Below are 17,248 nucleotides of genomic sequence, written 5' to 3'. Positions count from 1 at the left end.
GGCAAGGCAGGATCGGTCAGCCTTGCGGCGCCGCCCAGACCAGGTTCCACAGGTGGCCGTCGAGGTCCTCGAAGCCCTGGTCGTACATGAATCCGTGGTCTTCCGGTGGATGCGGAATCCGGGCTCCGGCGGCGGCGGCCCTGGCGATCAGGCTATCGACCTCCTGCGGGCTCTCGCAGCTCAGGCAGATGATGACCTCGTTGGCCTCCAGCGCCTGCACCACCGGCTTGTTGGTAAAGGACCCGAAGAAATCGTGGGTCATCAGCATGGCGTGGATGCTGCCGTCGACGATCGCCATGTAGGCCGCGCTGTCGCTGCTCATTGCCGGATCGAAGCTGAAGCCGAGCGCCGAAAAGAAAGCCTTCGATGTGTCCATGTCCCTGACCGGCAGGTTGAAAATAATCTGTTTGTGCATGATGTCTCCGTGGTGAAAAGCGAAATGGCGATCGCTGCCCTATCTTGACGACGAAGCAGCCGACCCGATATCGACACGCTGGCAGGAAAAATAGTCGCTTCCTGCCGATATTGCTGCAAAAGACGCCCAATGTCATTTCCGACAACTTCGATGCTATGCCACGTGTATAATCGCGCACTTCGATGCTCTTTATTCAACATTAGTTTTTATGGTTGAATAAAGGGATATACATAATGACAAAAAAAGGATGACTCTGATGCGGATGCGACTACTTGGATTGATTTCGGCGACGGCCCTGACCGCCTGCGGCGGCGGCAGCGATGCGCCGCCTGCGCCAACCCCGGCGCCGGCACTTCCCACGGTACCTGTCACACCGCCGCCGGTCGTCCCTGTCACGCCTGCACCAACGCCAACGCCGCCCGTGACGCCGCCGGTGGCCCCGACGCCGACGCCGACGCCAACCCCGGAGCCGATCACCCCACCGGTGGTCGTCACCCCGCCGGTTCCGACGCCGCCGGTTCCGACGCCGCCGACCCCGACGCCGCCGGTCCCGACGCCACCGACCCCGACGCCGCCAACCCCGGTCGCGCCGCCAGCCGGCGGCCCGTACACCCTGCCCGCCCGCACGGTCGGCGATTTTGTCACCTACACCGACGTGACGATGGGCTGGAAAGTCTCCGTCACCCAGCGCATCATGAAGGTCAACGCCGACGGCGGCTGGGAAAACGCCGATTCGGCCAGCCAGGAAAAAGGCGCGCAAACCATCGAGGTATTCGACGGCAAGGGCGGCATTCTGTCCAGCAATTCGTATGCGGGCTGCACCGCCACCTATGCGCCGGCCGCCATGCAAGCGCCGGCGACCGCCTCGGTCGGCGACACCTTCGACTTCGCCAGCACCATGAGCATTCCGTGCTCCAAGGAAGAAACCTCGCGCGCCCTCACCAGCAAGGGCAAGGTGGTCGGGATCGAAAGCAAGACCGTTCCGGCTGGCACCTTCTCCACGCTCAAGATCGTCTCCAGCGAGACCAACCTCGACAAGCGCACCGCCAACGTCTACGTCAACTACTGGGTCGAAAAAACCTGCTGGCGCGACATCGTCACCGGCCTGATCGTGGCATGCAACACCTCGACCACCTCCAAGGGATCGGGTGACGTCAGCTTCTCCAGCGCTACCGAGCTGGTCAGCTTCGGACAGGCCTCGACCAACCGCGAATACCTCGATCCGATCCGTTTCGCCGGCCCGTGGAGCGGCAATTTCGGCGCCTACTACGGCACCTGCGACGTGAACGTCAGCTACACCGGCGTCATCACCGGTTCGTGCAAGGCGACCGCGCGCACGACTGCGGTCACCGGCAGCGTCGACAAGGCGGGCGTGGTTAAATTGAGCATGAGCGTCGCCGGCGGCGCCACCGAAACCCAGTCCGGCCAGGCCGCCCTGTTCGACATGGGCGGCCAGCTGGCCGGCGCCGCCGCAGCGGGCGCCTGGGCGCTCAAGCACAAGTAAACAGTCAACCAGCACGCCGGCCGCGCCGCACCAGCAAGGGGCGGCGCGGCCTTTTTTTCAACCAGCGACCACATTCACGCCATCATGACGACAGCCCCTGCCACTACCGCCCCGGAAACCTCGCGCCCTGTGGGCCTGGCGCGCGCCGCCATCGGCCTGGCGCAGGGGTTTGTCCTGTACCTGCTGTTCGAAAAACGCGCTTTCACCGATCCCCTCATCCACACGGCGGCCTTCCTGATCGTCGCGCTGGTGCCGGTGCTCGCCATTTCCAGCCTCGGCCACCTGCGCGCCGCCCTGCTCGCCCTGTGGTGCGCGCTGGCCGCCGTTGCGCTCGCCGTGATCGGGGTGCACGCCGCCTGGCGCGAAACGCGCCTGCTCCAGTCGCCGCAACTGGCGCCGCTATGGCCGGACATGCTGCCGCTGGTGTGCTTTTTCAGCCTGGCGATCCTGTTCATCGGCCACGCGCTGGTGCTGGCGGCCGCGCACGACAAGCGCCGCCTGGCCAGCTACGCCACCCATTTCGACATCGCCTGGAAGCTCTTCATCCAGCTGGTGTTTTCCGGCTTCTTCACCGGCGCGCTGTTCCTGGCCCTGTGGCTGGGCGCTTCGCTGTTCGGCCTGGTCAAGCTGCGCTTCCTCGAAAGCCTGATGGAGTCCCCGCTGTTCGTCGCGCCGGTGCTGTGCTGCGCCTTTGCCTGCGCCCTGCACCTGACCGATGTGCGCCCGGCCATCGTGCACGGCATCCGCAACCTGCTGCTGGTGCTGATGTCCTGGCTGCTGCCGGTCGCCACCCTGCTGATCGGCGGGTTTGTGGTGTGCCTGCCGTTCACCGGCCTCGATGCGCTGTGGGCCACGCGCCACGCCACCGTGGCCCTGCTGGCGGCCAACGCGCTGCTGGTGGTCCTGATCAACGCCGCCTGGCAGAACGGCGCCATGGGCGACGCGGTCGCGCCCGTGGTGCGCCTTGCCGCGCGCGTCGCCTGCGCGCTGCCGCTGCCGCTGAGCGCCATCGCCATCCACGCGCTGGCCCTGCGCGTGGGCGACCACGGCTGGACCCCGGACCGCATCTTCGCCGCCGCCGCGCTGCTGGTGTCCGCCATCTACGCGCTCGGCTACCTGTTCGCGGCAATCGACAAAGGCGGCTGGCTGCGCCGCGTGGCCCCGGTCAACCTGGTGGCCGCGTATGCCGCCATCGCCGTCCTGCTGGCGCTACTGACCCCGATCGCCGACCCGGCCCGCATCGCCGTCGACAGCCAGGTCGCGCGCCTGGAAAGCGGCGCGGTCGGCGCCGACAAGTTCGATTACCACTTCCTCAAGGCGGAGTCGCGGCGCTATGGCGTCGCCGCCCTGCTCAGGATCAAGGAAGGCAAGACCGGGCCGCAAGCCGCGCTGGCGGCGGAACGCGCGACGCGCCTGCTGGCCGATCAGCCCGGCGACGACGGCTTCCCGCAGCACACCGTCAAGGCGGCCGAGCAGTTGACGGTGTGGCCGGCATCGGCGCGCCTGCCGGCCAGCTTTCCGCTGTCGACGTGGAAGGTCAATACCGGCGTGCCGCGCTGCCTGACCGATCCGAACGCGCACTGCGACGTCTTCCCGATCGACTTCGACGACGACGGCAAGGACGAACTGCTGCTCATGGCAAGCAATAGCTACGACGAGCCGGTCGTGTTTTCCGAAGGTGCCAGGGGCAGATGGACAGTCAGCGCCAGGCTGTCCGGCATGACCAGCTGCGCGCCCTTCGCCGACCTGCTCAAGCGCGGCGACTACAGGCTGGTCGCGCCACGCACGCGCCAAATCGTGGTGGCCGGCCTGCCGGTGGAGATGGACATGGCGGCCACGCCGGTTCTGGAAACCTGTACCTCGCTGATCAACACGCTCAACGCGCGCGAAAAATGAGCGGCGCCGCGATCAGGGAGCCGCGCCCGGCGTGGCGCCGGCCAGGTCGATGCGGCGCTGAAGGCGCGCCGCTTGCGCCGTGTCGCCTGCGGCCTGGGCGCGCTTGAGCGCAACGCCGAGCCACATCAGCAGCGGGCGGCGCCAGCCCTGCTCCGAGGCGGTATCGGTGGCCACTGCGATATCGGCCGGCGCAATGCGCGCCTGGCGCATCAGCGCACCGGCCGCCACCAGGCGCGCGAGCGGATCGCCGATCGGCGCCAGCACGCTCCTGCCGTCGTTTGCGCGCGCCGCCGCCAGCACCGCGCGGTGCTGTTCGGGCAGCAGGGCCGCATCGAGTCCGTCCCAGCGCCCCGCCAGATAGGCGGCGTAGGCGCGTTCGGCCGGCGTGGCGTCCTGCGCCAGCGCCTCGAAGGCGGGGCAGGCGTCGTATTCCATGCTCGCCACGCGCGTGGCGCAGCGCACCAGTTCCGCATGCGCGACCAGGTCCGGCCGCCCGGTGCTGGCCATCTCGGCGCGCGCACGCGCGAATTCGGCGCCGGCGATGTTGCTCTCGCCGCGCAGGTAGGCGTCGCTGAACGCGGCCAGCGCGCTGCCGGCGTTGCCCTTCCAGGCCGGCGGCGGGTTGTTCGAACAGCCGGCGGCAAGCATGGCGGCGAGCGCGGTCAGGTACATGGTCTTCATGGCAGTTTCAGCTCCGTCTCGCGTGCAAAAGGCCACTTGCGGTTGATTTCATCGATCAGGCGCGTCACCTTGCGCAGGCTCGCATCGACCTCGGCGCGCAGTGCGCCCAGGTCCTGGGTCGCCACCTTGGCGTTGGCGCCCACGGCCTGCGCTTCGACCAGCACCGCATCGACCTTTTTCAGGCTGTTGCTGGCATCCTTGAGCACCACCTGCAGCTGCACGATGGCCAGCTGCGCCTCGTCCATCACGCCCTGCTTGCCGAACACGCGCTGGTCGGCCTTGAGCAGCAGCTGGTCGACATGCTGCAGCGTCTGCAGCAGTTTTTTCGCCTCGTCCTCGCTGCCCAGCGCCGTCCCCAGCAAGCCGTACTTGCCCGACAGGCGCCCGGTCGCGGCCTGGATATTACTCAGGCTGGTGTTGATGGCCGAATCGCTGCGCGTCATGTTGTCCAGGTTTTCCAGCAAGGCGCGCGCGCTGGCGACCAGGCGCGGAATCTCGGCGGCGGTGTCGCCGCGCAGCACCGTGCGCACCGAGTCGGGCGGCAGCACCGGATCGGTCAGGATCCCGGTAAACGCCTTGATGCGGGTGTCGCCCACCAGCCCGCGCTCGACCGTGAACACGCTCGACGTCTTGAGCCATTTGGCGTCCTTGCGCGGCACGTCGACCAGGATGCGCACCTTGCCGTCCGGGGCCAGTTCCACGCGCTGCACGCGCCCCACCGGAAAGCCCGAGAACGTCACGTCCATGCCCGGGATGACGCCGTCCGAATCTTCCGACAGCAGCACCAGGCGCTGGGTGCTTTCGAACACGCCGCGCGCATACATCACGTACAGCAGAAAGGTGACGATCAAGGCGCTCATCAGCACCAGCAGCAGCACCGCCTTGACTTCGACATTCGCGACCGCGTCAGGCGGCGCGTCGTCGGGATTGGCATTCGCCTGGTTTATCCTGGTTTCCACTTGTCTGTCCCACCTATATGTATTTGACGGCCAGCGAGCCGGCCTCGATCAGCAGCAGCACGAACAGCAGGCGCACCGCGCCCGGCTGCACGGTGGACGAGGAGGAGCGTCCGTAACGGTGCGATTCGAGGATCGCGGCGCTCGGAATGACCGCCACCGACAGCCCGAAGAACACGGTTTTCAGCACGAAGCCGATGGTCACCGCCGGATTGAAAATGCGCCCCACCGTGCGCGTGTAGTCGCCCAGTCCCCACGGCGACAGGCCGTACACGCTGGTGTAGGCCAGCACCAGCACGATCACGCTGCTGACCATGGCCAGGCTCAGGACCGCGAAGGCGTTGGCGATCACCTGCGGCACCAGGTCCTGGCGCAGCCGGTTCTGGGCCTGGCGCGAGCGGTCCGGGGTCGACGCGGCGGCCACCGCCAGGGCGTCGCCGGCGTTGAAGGCCAGGCCCGCGCGCAGCGCCACGAACATGGCGGCGGTCAGGGGAATCAGTTCGAGCACCAGCACCCGCACCACCATCTCGAGCGCGTAACGCGACAGGCCGTAGCTCTGCGACGTCACCACCACCACCCGGATCAGCACCAGGCTGACCAGCGCCGCCAGCAGCGTAAACCACGGCAGCACCTGCCAGGTGCTGGTGTAGATATGGCGCGAGGTGGCCAGGCGGTTGTGGCGGTTGTAGGTCGAGGGCGACATCGCCATCACCAGCGCGATCGCGCCCAGGTACACCATGTACCACCAGCTGAACACGAAGCGCCAGGCGTGCCGGCCCCAGTCGCGCGGCTTGGAGTACAGGAACGACTTGGGCAGCATCGCCACTTACTGCCGCCGCGCTTCTTTGACGCCGCCGACCTCCATGATCGCGCCCAGGGCTTTTTGCAGCTGCGCGGTCGAGCCGATTTCGGCGGTGAAGGTCATGCGCGCCTGCCCCTTGGCGCTCTGGGTATTGACGCCGATGACGTTGATCTTCTCGCGCGAGAACACCTCGGAGATGTCGCGCAGCAGGCCCTGGCGGTCGCCGGCGAGGATGAACAGGTCGACCGGATACACGGTATCGTGCCCGGCGCGGCCCCAGTCGGTATGGATCACGCGCTCGGGCGCCTTGGCGCGCATCTCGGCGAAGTTCTTGCAGGTGGCGCGATGGATCGAGACGCCCTTGCCGCGCGTGACGAAACCGACGATGCCGTCCGGCGGCGCCGGCTTGCAGCACTTGGCCAGCGCCGTCATCAGGCCGTCGGTGCCGACCACCAGCACCCCCGACTTGGCGCCCTGCTCCACGCTCGAGGCCCGGCTCTTGTTGAGCACCACCGCGTCTTCCGGCACCACCACCTCGCCGGTGTCGTGCAAGGCCTGCTCCACGTGGCGCAGGCTGAATTCTTCCTTGCCGACCGAGATGAACAGATCGTCAACCTTGGCGAAGCCGAGTTTATGCGCCAGCTGCTCCAGGTTGACGGCGGTCTTGCCTTCGCGCTGGAGCGATTTTTCGACCATGGCGCGGCCGTGCCCCAGCGTCTCTTCCAGGTCGATCGCGTGGAACCAGGCGCGCACCTTGGCGCGCGTGCGCGTGCTGACCGTGTAGTCGGCGTTGAGCCAGTCGCGCGACGGACCGGCGCTGCCCGATGCGCGGCTGGCGGTGATGATCTCGCAGGTCTGGCCGTTCTTCAGCGCGGTATTCAACGGCACCATGACCCCGTCCACCCGCGCACCACGGCAGCGGTGCCCGACTTCGCTGTGCAAATGGTAGGCAAAGTCGATCGGCGTGGCGCCCACCGGCAGTTCCAGCACGCGCGCCTGCGGCGTGAGCACGAAGATGCGGTCGTCCAGGGTGGTCGACTTGAGCTTTTCGACCCATTCGCGCTGGATCTCTTCCTGCCCGACGACGGCGTCGGCCACGTCGGTCTTCCAGGCCAGCAGCTGGCGCAGCCAGGCGATCTTTTCGTCGTAGGCCTGGCCCTTGAAGTTCGACCCGCCCTCTTCCTTGTAGCGCCAGTGCGCGGCGATGCCGTATTCGGCGAAGTTGTGCATTTCCTGGGTGCGGATCTGCACTTCCAGCGGACGCCCGTCGTCGGCCGTGACCACCGTGTGCAGCGACTGGTAGCCGTTCGGCTTCGGCCGCGAGATGTAGTCGTCGAACTCTTTCGGAATCGGGGTCCAGATATTGTGGACCACGCCCAGCACCGTGTAGCAGGTCTTGTCGTCGGCGACGATCACGCGGAAGGCGCGCACGTCATACAGCTCGGTGAAATCGAGCTCCTTGCCGCGCATCTTGTTCCAGATGCTGTAGATATGCTTGGGCCGGCCGAACACTTCGGCCGTGATCCCGGCCGCCGCCAGCTCGTTCTGCAGGCGCACGATGGCCGACTGCACGAAGCCTTCGCGCATCATGCGCTTTTCTTCGAGCATCTTGGCGATGCGCTTGTAGGTATCGGGCTCGATGAAGCGGAACGACAGGTCTTCCAGCTCCCACTTGAGCTGCCAGATGCCGAGCCGGTTGGCCAGCGGCGCGTACAGGTCGAGCGTCTCGCGCCCGTAGGCGCAGGTCAGTTCGTCGAAGCGCTTGATGTCGGCAAAGTAGCGCAGGCTGGTCACGCACGAGGCCAGGCGCACCAGCACCACGCGCATGTCGGTGGCCATCGCCAGCAGCATCTTGCGCAGGGTTTCGACCTGGGCCACCGCCTGCTGCGCCGCGTTCTTGCCCCGGCCGACGGTCTTGTGGCCGACCGTCATGTCGCGCAGGCGGATCAGCTGGCGCACGCCGGTCACCAGGTCGGTGGCCTCGCGCCCGACCCGCGCTTCCAGGCCCTCCACCGCTTTCGGATCGAGCACCGTCAGCTCGAACATCAAGCCGGCGATGCGGGTTTCGGCGTCGCTTCTCAAATACGCCAGGGTGCTGGCCACGCCGACCGCAAAGTCGAGCGCGTTCTGGCCCGAGCTGCAGGCCATGTCCTTGTAGGCGTCGCCCGCATAGGCCAGCGCCGCCTGCACGCGCGCGCAGTCGTCCGCACTGAGCCCCTGTACCAGTTCGGCGGTTGTGCTGCCGAGTGCTGCAATCGAGACCATGCGGCTTAGCGCAGGGCTGCGGTGACGACGATCTCAACCAGGCATGCGGGGTTGGCCAGCTTCGATTCGACGGTGGCGCGCGGCGGCGTGTGGCCGGAGGCGACCCATTCGTCCCAGACCGCGTTCATGCCGTCGAAGTGCGCCATGTCGGCGATGAATATCTGCGCCATCAGGATGCAGGTCTTGTCGCTGCCCGCTTCGGCCAGCAGGCGGTCGACGTGGCCCAGCACTTCGCGCATCTGGCCGCCGATGTCGGCGCTTGTGTCGTCGGCGATCTGGCCGGCCAGGTAGACCGTGCCATTGTGGATGGCCACTTCGGAGAGGCGTTTTCCTACGTGCAGTCGTGTAATTTCCATAATGTCTTTCAAGTACCAATCAAAAATTGTCGTGCAACGGCGATCTGGTCGTCGTGGATAAAAGTCGGGGCGTGGCCCACGCCGGGCATCTCGACCAAGGTGGCGCGCGGTCCGCGCGCGGCCATGCTGGCGGCGGTGGCGCGCGAGAGCAGGTCGGAGTGCTCGCCGCGCACCAGCATGGTCGGGCAGCGGATCGCATCGTAGGCGGCCCACAGCATGGCTTCGTCGGCCTGCGTGCTCTCCGGCGTGGCCGAGCGGAACGGCAGCGCCAGTCCCATGTCGTAATGGCGCACCCACTGGCCGTCGGCATCGCGCCGCAGCACGTCGCTGCACAGCTTGTGCCATTCTTCCTCGGTGTGCTCGCCGAACGACTGCGACACCTCGCGCACGAAGCGCGCGGCGGCGTCGAAGTCCGGGAAGCGCAGCTCCTGGCCGATGTAGTCGCCGATGCGCCGCAGCGCCGCCGGGTCGAGGGTCGGACCGATGTCGTTGAGGACCAGTTTGCGCACCGGGGTGCCGGGCAGCGAAGCCAGGGCCAGGCCGATCAGGCCGCCCATCGAGGTGCCGAACCAGTCGACGCCATCGGAGCCGGTGCCCCCGGTGACGCGCGCGATCAGCGTCACCATGTCGCTCACGTACTGCGGCACGCGGTACAGCTGCGGATTGGCCAGGCGTCCGGAGCGGCCGCGCCCGACCACGTCCGGCGCCACCACGCGGTAGTGGCCGGCCAGCGCGCGCGCCAGCCTGTCGAAGTCGTCGCCCACGCGCGTGACGCCATGCACGCATACCAGCACGCGCGGATTGGCCTCGTCGCCCCACTCCTTGTAGGACATCTGGTGCAAGCCGGCGGGCGAGATGCACTGGACGGATTTGATTCTTGCTTCGATCATGCCGGCTCCTCGTTAGGCGTTGTCGGGCGTGTCGATCCGTCGCCACTTTCAAATATGTGCTTCAATCTTCACTGCGTTTAGAATTCTACATCATCCCCCCTAATTCTTTCTTCCGTAGAGGACACAATGAAATCAACTATGCTGAGCGGCAAGACCGCTCTGGTCACCGGCTCGACCTCCGGCATCGGCCTCGGCATCGCACGCTCGCTGGCCCGGGAAGGCGCCAACATCGTGTTCAACGGCTTCGGCGACGCCCAGCAGATCGAGAAACTGCACACCGACCTGGCGCGCGAATTCGGCGTGCAGACGGCCTACCACAATGCCGACATGTCGAAACCGGCCGAGATCGAGGCCATGATGCGGTTCGCAAGCGACAAGTTCGGCGGCGTCGATGTGCTGGTCAATAACGCCGGCATCCAGCACGTGGCCGATATCGAGGATTTTCCGGCCGAGAAGTGGGACGCGATCATCGCCATCAACCTCAGCTCCGCCTTCCACACCTCGCGCCTGGCGCTGCCGGCCATGAAGCGGAAGAACTGGGGCCGCATCATCAACCTGGCGTCGGTGCACGGGCTGGTCGGCTCGGCGCAAAAGTCGGCCTACGTGGCGGCCAAGCACGGGCTGGTCGGCTTTACCAAGGTGACCGCGCTGGAGACGGCCGCCACCGGCGTGACCTGCAACGCCATCTGCCCGGGCTGGGTATTGACGCCGCTGGTGCAAAAACAGGTGGACGACCGCGCCGCCCGGGACGGCATCGGCAACGAGGAAGCCAAGAAGGCCCTGCTGGGCGAAAAGCAGCCGTCCGGCGAATTCGTCACGCCCGAGGAACTGGGCGCGCTGGCGGTATTCCTGTGCAGCCCGGCCGGCAACCAGGTGCGCGGCGTGGCGTGGAACATGGACGGCGGCTGGGCCGCGCAGTAAGCGCCTGTCCAGGCGCGGCGGGCGTGCCTACTTGACTTCGATGGTGCGGGTCCGCGCCGGGCTGCTTTTGGCGGCGGGGCCGCAGGCCTCCGATTCGTAGCGCAGCGCGACCGCGTAGGTTTCGTCGGAATAGCGGCTCACCAGCAGGCTTTGCGAGGCGTCGTAGCTGGCGCCCTTGGCGCGGTCGGTGAAGCACACTTCCAGGTCTTCGATGCCGTCGTTGTTGATGTCGGCGCGGCGCACCACGCGCAGCTGGTACAGCCAGCGTTCGCCGTCGAAGGTGACCCCATCGTCGCCGCTGTTGGTCGGCAGCATGCCGAAATCGGCGAAGGTGCGCAGGTCCGGCGTGCGGCGCGGGGCCAGCGAACTGCGGACCGAGGCCAGGTCGAAGTTATCGGCCAGGAAGCGCCCCAGGTCGAGCTGGGGAAAGAACGAGGTCACCGGTCTGGCGGCCGGCTTCATCTTCGGCGCTGCATGCGCGATGGCTGGGGCGATGGCGGCAGCGAGCAGTAGGTGACGGAGTATTCTCATGGCGGGTTCCCGATTGGCCGACGCAGGGTCGAAAGCATGACTATACCGCGTGCGGCCTTGTCGCATGCACAATTGCGCCGTCCCCCCGCCGCGCCCGCCCCCGCTCAGCGCAGGAACTTGCCGGCATTCGCCTCCAGGATGGCGACCAGCTCCGGCTGCATGTAGCCGTAGTTGTCGGGGATATCCAGGCAGATGAGCTTCTTGCCGTTCAGGTGAGCGCGGAAACGCTCGCCCAGGCGCCGCCGGTGCGCCTTTTCCATCACGAAGACAATCGTCGCCCAGGCGATCTGCTCGGGCGAGAGCGGCACCGAAGCATCGCCGCCCAGGCCGGCCGAATCGGTCTCGACCCCGGGCCAGCTGGCAAACACCTGCTCGGCCGTGGGACTGCGCAGCCGGTTCTGGCTGCAGATAAATAAAGCTCTGTGCATCGTCTCTCTTCAGTTAAATTTTGCTGCACCGCACAAGGCGCGCGTGGCGGCAGCGGCCGGCTACGCACTGCGGATATCCACAATAGATGAGGCCGTCGATTTCGATAAAGATACACGAACTCAAATATCGAACGGAGACACCGTCATGAAAAAGCAACCCTTCTACAAGATCCTGTATGTGCAGGTTCTGATCGCCATCGTGTGCGGCGTCCTGCTCGGCGTGTTCTATCCGAAACTCGGGGTCGACATGAAACCGCTCGGCGACGGCTTCATCAAACTGATCAAGATGATCATCGCTCCCGTGATTTTCTGTACCGTCGTCGCCGGCATCGCCGGCATGCAGGACATGAAGAAAATCGGCCGCGTCGGCGGCAAGGCCCTGCTGTACTTCGAGGTGGTCTCCACCTTCGCCCTGGCCATCGGCCTGATCGTCGCCAACGTGGTGCGTCCGGGCGACGGCTTCAACGCCGACCCGGCCACGCTCGACACCAAGGCCATCGCCGAATACACGGCCAAGGCCAAGAACCAGAGCACGCTCGACTTCGTGATGAACATCATCCCGAACACGGTGGTCGACGCCTTCGCCAAGGGCGACATCCTGCAGGTGCTGCTGTTTGCGATCCTGTTCGGCTTCGCGCTGTCGATGCTGGGCGAACGTGGCCGCCCGGTCACGAAACTGATCGACGACCTGTCGCACGTGATTTTCGGCGTCGTCGGCATCGTGATGAAAGTCGCTCCGATCGGCGCGTTCGGCGCCATGGCCTTCACCATCGGTAAATTCGGCCTGGCTTCGCTGCTGCCGCTGGCCAAGCTGATGGGCTCCTTCTACCTGACCTGCGCCCTGTTCGTGTTCATCGTGCTCGGCCTGATCGCCCGCATGACCGGCTTCTCGATCTTCCGCTTCATCTCCTACATCAAGGAAGAACTGCTGATCGTGCTCGGCACCAGCTCCTCGGAAAGCGCCCTGCCGGCCCTGATGCGCAAGCTCGAAAAACTCGGCTGCTCGAAGTCGGTCGTCGGCCTGGTGGTGCCGACCGGTTATTCGTTCAACCTCGACGGCACCAATATCTACATGACCATGGCCGCCCTGTTCGTGGCGCAGGCCACCAACACCGACCTGACCTTCAGCCAGCAGCTCACCATCCTGGGCGTGGCGATGCTGACCTCCAAGGGCGCGTCGGGCATCACCGGCGCCGGCTTCATCACCCTGGCCGCGACCCTGGCCGTGGTGCCGACCATTCCCGTGGCCGGCATGGCCCTCATCCTCGGCATCGACCGCTTCATGAGCGAGTGCCGCGCACTGACCAATTTCGTCGGCAACGGCGTGGCGACGGTGGTGGTCTCGCACTGGGAAAAAGAGCTCGATCACGAGCGCATGAAGAGCGAACTGGCCAATCCGACCCACATTGAAGACGACCGCGAAATGTACCCTGTTCGCAAAGCCGCCTGACCATCGCCCTCTCCCGCAGGGACCAACGAACCCTGCGGGAACCCGGCTACTTCAGACGGTAGATCACGTCGACCGGCTGCGCGAATTTGAGCGACATCACCGTCAGCAGCTCGGCGCGCTCGGTGCCGATCCGCTGCGCCGGCGAGCGCGAACCAGGCTCGCCCGGCGCCAGCCCCATCGCCCGCGTCAGGTTCTTCAAGTCCCCCGTACTGACGGCGCTCGCCGCTCCCAGCTTCCTTCCCAGTCCCGCCGCAATCCCCTCCGCCTTGCGGCGCGCGATCCTGAGCGCGTCGCCCGCCAGCGCCATCTCGATCTTTTCGCGCCCGCTGGTGTCGAACACGATCATGAAGCCATCGAGGTTCGGCATCGCCAGCAGCGGCGTGGCGGCCGCGCGCCACCTGCTCAGGTCGCGCACATTGATGCGCACGCCGGCGCGGATGTCGTACAGCACCGGTCCGGGCGCCGCGGCCGGGTCCTGCTTGCGGAAATCCTTGCGCACATCGCGAATTTCCACATCCTCCAGCGGCACGCCGGCCTGCTCCATCGCGGCCCGGATCTCGCTGGCGCGCGCCGCGATCACGCCGACGGCGGCGGCCGGATCGGCATCGAAGGCGGCGATCTCAAAATCGATCTGCCCCAGGTCCGGCATGACGACCGTGCTGCCCACGCCGCTGACATGGATGAAAGGATAGTCGGGCAAGCCGGCCGCGGGTGCCGCCGTCGGCAGCAAGGTCAGTGCGCCGAGGGTGGCGAGTGTCTTCAGCATGGGTTCTCCGGGAAACGATGTGACATGGACCGCCAGAATATCCATAGTAGACATCCTTGTCTATTAATATTTGTCAGCTGCGAATGCTAGAAATAAATCAATAGACAACTTTGTCTAGACAGATTAATCTATACATCAGGCACCCGCCCAAACCATGGCGCATGACGCCACCAAAGGAGAAACCATGAAGCTGTTGACGACAACGATGGCGGCGATCGCGATCGCCGCTTGCACCAGCGCCGGCGCGCATGCGGCGCCGGCCGGCAGCACCAAGCCCAAAGCCGACCTGGCATCGTGCGCCAAGCCGGTCTACCCGGCCGAAGCGCGCGCCGCAAAGCACACCGGCACGGTCAAGCTGGCCTTCCTGGTCGGCGCCGACGGCAAGCTGGCCGACAGCAAGGTGGAAACGTCGAGCGGCCACCCGGCGCTCGACGATGCAGCGCACCAGGCGCTCAAGCTGTGCAAGTTCGGCCCCGCCAGCGCCAGGGGCAAGCCGGTGGAAAGCTGGGCCCGCGTCGACTACATCTGGCAGCTGTAGGAGCGGAAACGAGGGGCGAACGCCCCTTGGGCCGCCTAACGCAGCCCGATCAGCAGTGCCGTCAGGCCGATCGCGGCCAGCGGCAAGCCATTCATCAGCAGCGCCACCCAGCCAAGCCGGGTGCGCGCGTCGGCATGCCCGAGCGAGACCAGGGCCAGCAGCGCGCCGGCCAGGCATCCCACCCCGAGCACGATGACGCCCTGGCCCACGCAACGCATGCCGAAGTCGCCGCAGCCGCCGGTCCAGGACGAAAACGTCCCGCGCGTAACGAGCATCGCCAGCGCGTAAGCCAGCGCGGCGACGCCGATGCTCGCCAGCGCGAGTGGAACGCTCTTCAATGGATTCCCCTTGTGTCGTTTGCCATGCCTGCACGGGCATGGTACTGCCCATGCCCGCCGCCGGCAAAGCAAATCTCAGCCGCGCAAGGCCGCCGCGGGGGCCATGCGCATCGCGCCGATGGTATGGCGCGCGGTCGCCGCCAGCGCCACCGCGAACACGCCGCCGGCGGCGCATACCAGCGGCCACTGCCCCATCGGCGCGCGCTCCACGAAGCCTGACAGATAGCGCTCGTTGGCCAGCCACGCCAGCGGCAGTCCGAGCGCCGCGCCGATCCCGGCCAGCGCCGCGAATTCGCGCGCCACCAGGCGGCCGATGGCGGCGCCGCCGGCACCATGCAGCTTGCGCAGCACGATTTCGCGCGCGCGCCGGCGGATGCTGTACGCCGCCAGCACGTAAATGCCGAACGAGGCCAGCGCCGTTGCCACCACGCTGGCGCCGGCCAGCATCAGCGCCAGGCGCCGGTCCTCGCCATAATTCTGCGCGAAGATGGCGGCCGCCGGTTCCAGGTACAGCACCTGGTCCGGATAATAGCGCTGCCACAGCGTCTCGATGGCCCCGTGCAGCGCGGCCTTGCCGGAGGTGGTCCGCACCATCAGCACCGTTTGCAGCGGATCGATCCGGTACATCATCGGGCCGGGATGTTCGCGCAGGGTGCGGTAGCGCAGGTCGGGCACGATCCCCACCACGCGCTCCTTGCCCAGCATTGCCCCCAGCGCCTCCCGCGGCGTGGCGAAGCCGAGCGCCTGCGCCGCCAGCGCGTTGAGCACCACGCTGCCGCTGCCTGGCCGGTCCCGGGCCGGGTCGAACACGCGCCCGAGCTGCGCGCGCACCCCGAGCACCTGGAAGAATTCGGGGCCGACGCCCTTCACCTCCAGCGCCACCTCGGCGCCGCCGGCGCGGCCGACGCTGGCCGTGGCGACGACCGTATCGCGTCCGACCGCGTCGGCCACGGCCACCACGCCGCCCACCCCGGGCAGGCGCGCCAGCGCTTCCCGGAACGCCTGCGCCGGCGCGTCCGCCGTCGGCAGGTCGAGCACCAGCAAGGACGCGGGATCGAAGCCGGGGTCGACGCGGCTGGCATAGTCGGCCTGCCAGTACACCGCGCCGGTCGCGCCAACCAGGCCGATCGCGCAGGCGAACTGGAACACCGACAGCGCCTGGCGCAAGCGCAGGCCACCGGCATCCTGCCCGCCTGCGCGCCCCTGCAGCATCTCGCGCACCGGCAGGCGCAGCGCCACCGATGCCGGATACAGGGCCGACAGCGCCCCCACCGCGCCGCCGGCCAGCAGCGCGGCGCCCAGCATCGACGGCCCGAACATGCCGTCCAGCGGCCGCTCGACCAGCATCGCGAACTGCGGCGCCGCCAGCCATGCCAGCGCCACCCCGAGTGCGCTGGCCAGCAGCGCCACCACCATCGACTCGGCGACGAACTGGCGTGCGAGCGCCGGCGCACTGACGCCCATGGCCTTGCGCATGCCGATTTCACGGCGCCGGTCGACCATGCGCACCGCTACCAGGTTGACGTAGTTGGCGCCGGCCAGCGCCAGGATCAGCAAGGCCAGCGCCCCGAGGGCGGCCAGCGACTTGATGTTGCCGTAGCTGGCGCCGTCGCGGCCGGCCAGCAGCCCTTCGTCGAAATACAGCGCCGACAAGGCGGTCATGCCGATCTCGGTCATGTGGCGGCCGGCGAAGCGCTGGCGCAGCGCGGCGGTCATGGCCGGCGCGTCGCGGTGGCGCACCACGGCCTCTTGCAGCACGGCGTTGATCGCGCCCGGATCGGCGCCCGGCGCCAGCCGCACGTACAACTCGGTATTGCTGTTCCAGGCTTGCGCGGGCGCTTTCCCCCGATCCCAGCCATGGATGCCGGCGCCGACCAGCGCATCGGCGCGCACGGTGGTATTGCCGGGCATGTCGGGAACGATGGCACGCACCTGGAACGGCACGCCGTCGATGCGCGCGACCTGGCCGATCGCATCGCGCCGGCCGAACAGGCGCAGCGCCTCGGATTCGCTCAGCACCAGCGCATCCGGACGCGCCAGCGCCGCCGACGCGTCGCCCTGCAGCGCCGTCACGCCGAAAAACGCCAGGTAGTTCGGCTCGACCGCGCTCACGGTCAGGGGCAGGACGCGTTGGCCGACGCGCGCCGTCAGCTCGACGCTGTGGGACTGGGTGAAGGCGGCGGCCATGCCGCTGGCGCCGACCACGTCGCGCAAGGCGCCGGGAGCCGATGCCCGCCATTCGGGACGCGGCAGCAGGTTGCGCCGTTCCTTGACCAGGTAAGTGCGCTCGCTGGCCGGCAGCTGCGCGTTGTAGCCCAGGCTATGGATCACGAAACCGAGCAGCAGGAAACAGGCCGCAAAGCCGACCGCCAGCCCGCCGATCACCGCCAGCGAATAGCCCGGCTCCCTGGCCAGCAAGCGCCAGCCAATCCGCCCATCCAGATATCCCATACGCCCTCCCAATATAGACAATGATGTCTATGTTAAGTCGAAGTGCCGCCATGGACAATC

17 protein-coding genes are annotated in these 17,248 nt (G+C 67.2%); 5 read left to right on the top strand and 12 right to left on the bottom strand.

What is annotated here, in order from left to right; all coding sequences use genetic code 11:
- Positions 1-16: 16 nt before the first annotated feature.
- Positions 17-415, bottom strand: coding sequence for a VOC family protein (locus tag EJB06_RS03840; RefSeq protein WP_126072679.1), 399 nt, complete (start codon positions 413-415; stop codon positions 17-19).
- 256 nt (positions 416-671) lie between these two features.
- Between EJB06_RS03840 and EJB06_RS32160 the strand changes: the two genes are divergently transcribed.
- Both EJB06_RS32160 and EJB06_RS03830 read left to right on the top strand, forming a co-directional pair.
- Entirely contained in the window at positions 672-1,919 is a 1,248-nt protein-coding gene (locus tag EJB06_RS32160) for a hypothetical protein (RefSeq protein ID WP_198420756.1), read from the top strand.
- 84 nt (positions 1,920-2,003) lie between these two features.
- Positions 2,004-3,815 carry a DUF4153 domain-containing protein gene (locus EJB06_RS03830; protein WP_126072678.1) on the top strand — a complete coding sequence of 604 codons (1,812 nt, stop codon included), beginning with the start codon at positions 2,004-2,006 and terminating at the stop codon, positions 3,813-3,815.
- A gap of 12 nt (positions 3,816-3,827) precedes the next feature.
- On the opposite strand, the gene EJB06_RS03825 is transcribed toward EJB06_RS03830, so the two are convergent.
- From EJB06_RS03825 to EJB06_RS03800, 6 genes are read right to left on the bottom strand one after another with little or no spacing between them, the layout of a single operon-like run.
- Entirely contained in the window at positions 3,828-4,496 is a 669-nt protein-coding gene (locus EJB06_RS03825) for a hypothetical protein (protein WP_126072677.1), read from the bottom strand.
- Positions 4,493-5,455, bottom strand: coding sequence for an MlaD family protein (locus tag EJB06_RS03820; RefSeq protein ID WP_370660109.1), 963 nt, complete (start codon positions 5,453-5,455; stop codon positions 4,493-4,495). The genes EJB06_RS03825 and EJB06_RS03820 overlap by 4 nt, the downstream gene beginning before the upstream one ends.
- A gap of 13 nt (positions 5,456-5,468) precedes the next feature.
- A complete protein-coding gene (locus EJB06_RS03815) occupies positions 5,469-6,272 on the bottom strand; it encodes an MlaE family ABC transporter permease (RefSeq protein ID WP_229426921.1) in 804 nt (267 codons plus the stop codon).
- 6 nt (positions 6,273-6,278) lie between these two features.
- Positions 6,279-8,519, bottom strand: coding sequence for a RelA/SpoT family protein (locus tag EJB06_RS03810; protein WP_126072676.1), 2,241 nt, complete (start codon positions 8,517-8,519; stop codon positions 6,279-6,281).
- 5 nt (positions 8,520-8,524) lie between these two features.
- Positions 8,525-8,875, bottom strand: coding sequence for a RidA family protein (locus tag EJB06_RS03805; protein ID WP_126072675.1), 351 nt, complete (start codon positions 8,873-8,875; stop codon positions 8,525-8,527).
- An 8-nt stretch (positions 8,876-8,883) separates the two neighbouring features.
- The gene (locus tag EJB06_RS03800) at positions 8,884-9,765 is read right to left on the bottom strand and encodes an alpha/beta fold hydrolase (RefSeq protein WP_126072674.1); all 882 of its coding nucleotides are present in this window, start codon (positions 9,763-9,765) and stop codon (positions 8,884-8,886) included.
- A gap of 126 nt (positions 9,766-9,891) precedes the next feature.
- Here EJB06_RS03800 and EJB06_RS03795 point away from each other — a divergent pair, with 126 nt between their 5' ends.
- Entirely contained in the window at positions 9,892-10,686 is a 795-nt protein-coding gene (locus EJB06_RS03795; protein WP_126072673.1) for a 3-hydroxybutyrate dehydrogenase, read from the top strand.
- Positions 10,687-10,713: 27 nt separating this feature from the next.
- Here the strand turns inward: EJB06_RS03795 and EJB06_RS03790 are convergent, their stop codons facing one another.
- Positions 10,714-11,217, bottom strand: a complete 504-nt coding sequence (locus EJB06_RS03790; protein ID WP_126072672.1) for a hypothetical protein — start codon at positions 11,215-11,217, stop codon at positions 10,714-10,716.
- Between the two features lie 104 nt (positions 11,218-11,321).
- Entirely contained in the window at positions 11,322-11,645 is a 324-nt protein-coding gene (locus EJB06_RS03785; protein WP_126072671.1) for a low molecular weight protein tyrosine phosphatase family protein, read from the bottom strand.
- A gap of 145 nt (positions 11,646-11,790) precedes the next feature.
- Here EJB06_RS03785 and EJB06_RS03780 point away from each other — a divergent pair, with 145 nt between their 5' ends.
- Entirely contained in the window at positions 11,791-13,095 is a 1,305-nt protein-coding gene (locus EJB06_RS03780) for a dicarboxylate/amino acid:cation symporter (protein ID WP_126072670.1), read from the top strand.
- 46 nt (positions 13,096-13,141) lie between these two features.
- Here EJB06_RS03780 and EJB06_RS03775 read toward each other — a convergent pair whose 3' ends face one another.
- Positions 13,142-13,861, bottom strand: a complete 720-nt coding sequence (locus tag EJB06_RS03775) for an SIMPL domain-containing protein (protein ID WP_164557805.1) — start codon at positions 13,859-13,861, stop codon at positions 13,142-13,144.
- Between the two features lie 184 nt (positions 13,862-14,045).
- Here EJB06_RS03775 and EJB06_RS03770 point away from each other — a divergent pair, with 184 nt between their 5' ends.
- On the top strand, positions 14,046-14,399 hold the full coding sequence (locus tag EJB06_RS03770) for an energy transducer TonB (protein ID WP_164557804.1): 354 nt from the start codon (positions 14,046-14,048) through the stop codon (positions 14,397-14,399).
- A gap of 35 nt (positions 14,400-14,434) precedes the next feature.
- Here the strand turns inward: EJB06_RS03770 and EJB06_RS03765 are convergent, their stop codons facing one another.
- Positions 14,435-14,737, bottom strand: coding sequence for a hypothetical protein (locus EJB06_RS03765; protein ID WP_126072667.1), 303 nt, complete (start codon positions 14,735-14,737; stop codon positions 14,435-14,437).
- Positions 14,738-14,812: 75 nt separating this feature from the next.
- Positions 14,813-17,188 (bottom strand): ABC transporter permease, encoded by a 2,376-nt coding sequence (locus tag EJB06_RS03760; protein WP_126072666.1) that lies wholly within the window; start codon positions 17,186-17,188, stop codon positions 14,813-14,815.
- Positions 17,189-17,248 lie beyond the last annotated feature (60 nt).

Origin of the sequence: Massilia atriviolacea (assembly GCF_003953935.1) — a bacterium.
GTDB lineage: Bacteria > Pseudomonadota > Gammaproteobacteria > Burkholderiales > Burkholderiaceae_D > Telluria_A > Telluria_A atriviolacea.
This window is presented reverse-complemented; position numbering and strand designations above follow the sequence as displayed.

Coding starts and splice junctions, on each gene's coding strand:
- EJB06_RS03790 (WP_126072672.1), bottom strand. CDS start 11,217: ATGAGAATACTCCGTCACCTACTGCTCGCTGCCGCCATCGCCCCAGCC.
- EJB06_RS03840 (WP_126072679.1), bottom strand. CDS start 415: ATGCACAAACAGATTATTTTCAACCTGCCGGTCAGGGACATGGACACA.
- EJB06_RS03800 (WP_126072674.1), bottom strand. CDS start 9,765: ATGATCGAAGCAAGAATCAAATCCGTCCAGTGCATCTCGCCCGCCGGC.
- EJB06_RS03830 (WP_126072678.1), top strand. CDS start 2,004: ATGACGACAGCCCCTGCCACTACCGCCCCGGAAACCTCGCGCCCTGTG.
- EJB06_RS03760 (WP_126072666.1), bottom strand. CDS start 17,188: ATGGGATATCTGGATGGGCGGATTGGCTGGCGCTTGCTGGCCAGGGAG.
- EJB06_RS03780 (WP_126072670.1), top strand. CDS start 11,791: ATGAAAAAGCAACCCTTCTACAAGATCCTGTATGTGCAGGTTCTGATC.
- EJB06_RS03815 (WP_229426921.1), bottom strand. CDS start 6,272: ATGCTGCCCAAGTCGTTCCTGTACTCCAAGCCGCGCGACTGGGGCCGG.
- EJB06_RS03770 (WP_164557804.1), top strand. CDS start 14,046: ATGAAGCTGTTGACGACAACGATGGCGGCGATCGCGATCGCCGCTTGC.
- EJB06_RS03825 (WP_126072677.1), bottom strand. CDS start 4,496: ATGAAGACCATGTACCTGACCGCGCTCGCCGCCATGCTTGCCGCCGGC.
- EJB06_RS03805 (WP_126072675.1), bottom strand. CDS start 8,875: ATGGAAATTACACGACTGCACGTAGGAAAACGCCTCTCCGAAGTGGCC.
- EJB06_RS32160 (WP_198420756.1), top strand. CDS start 672: ATGCGGATGCGACTACTTGGATTGATTTCGGCGACGGCCCTGACCGCC.
- EJB06_RS03775 (WP_164557805.1), bottom strand. CDS start 13,861: ATGCTGAAGACACTCGCCACCCTCGGCGCACTGACCTTGCTGCCGACG.
- EJB06_RS03795 (WP_126072673.1), top strand. CDS start 9,892: ATGAAATCAACTATGCTGAGCGGCAAGACCGCTCTGGTCACCGGCTCG.
- EJB06_RS03785 (WP_126072671.1), bottom strand. CDS start 11,645: ATGCACAGAGCTTTATTTATCTGCAGCCAGAACCGGCTGCGCAGTCCC.
- EJB06_RS03810 (WP_126072676.1), bottom strand. CDS start 8,519: ATGGTCTCGATTGCAGCACTCGGCAGCACAACCGCCGAACTGGTACAG.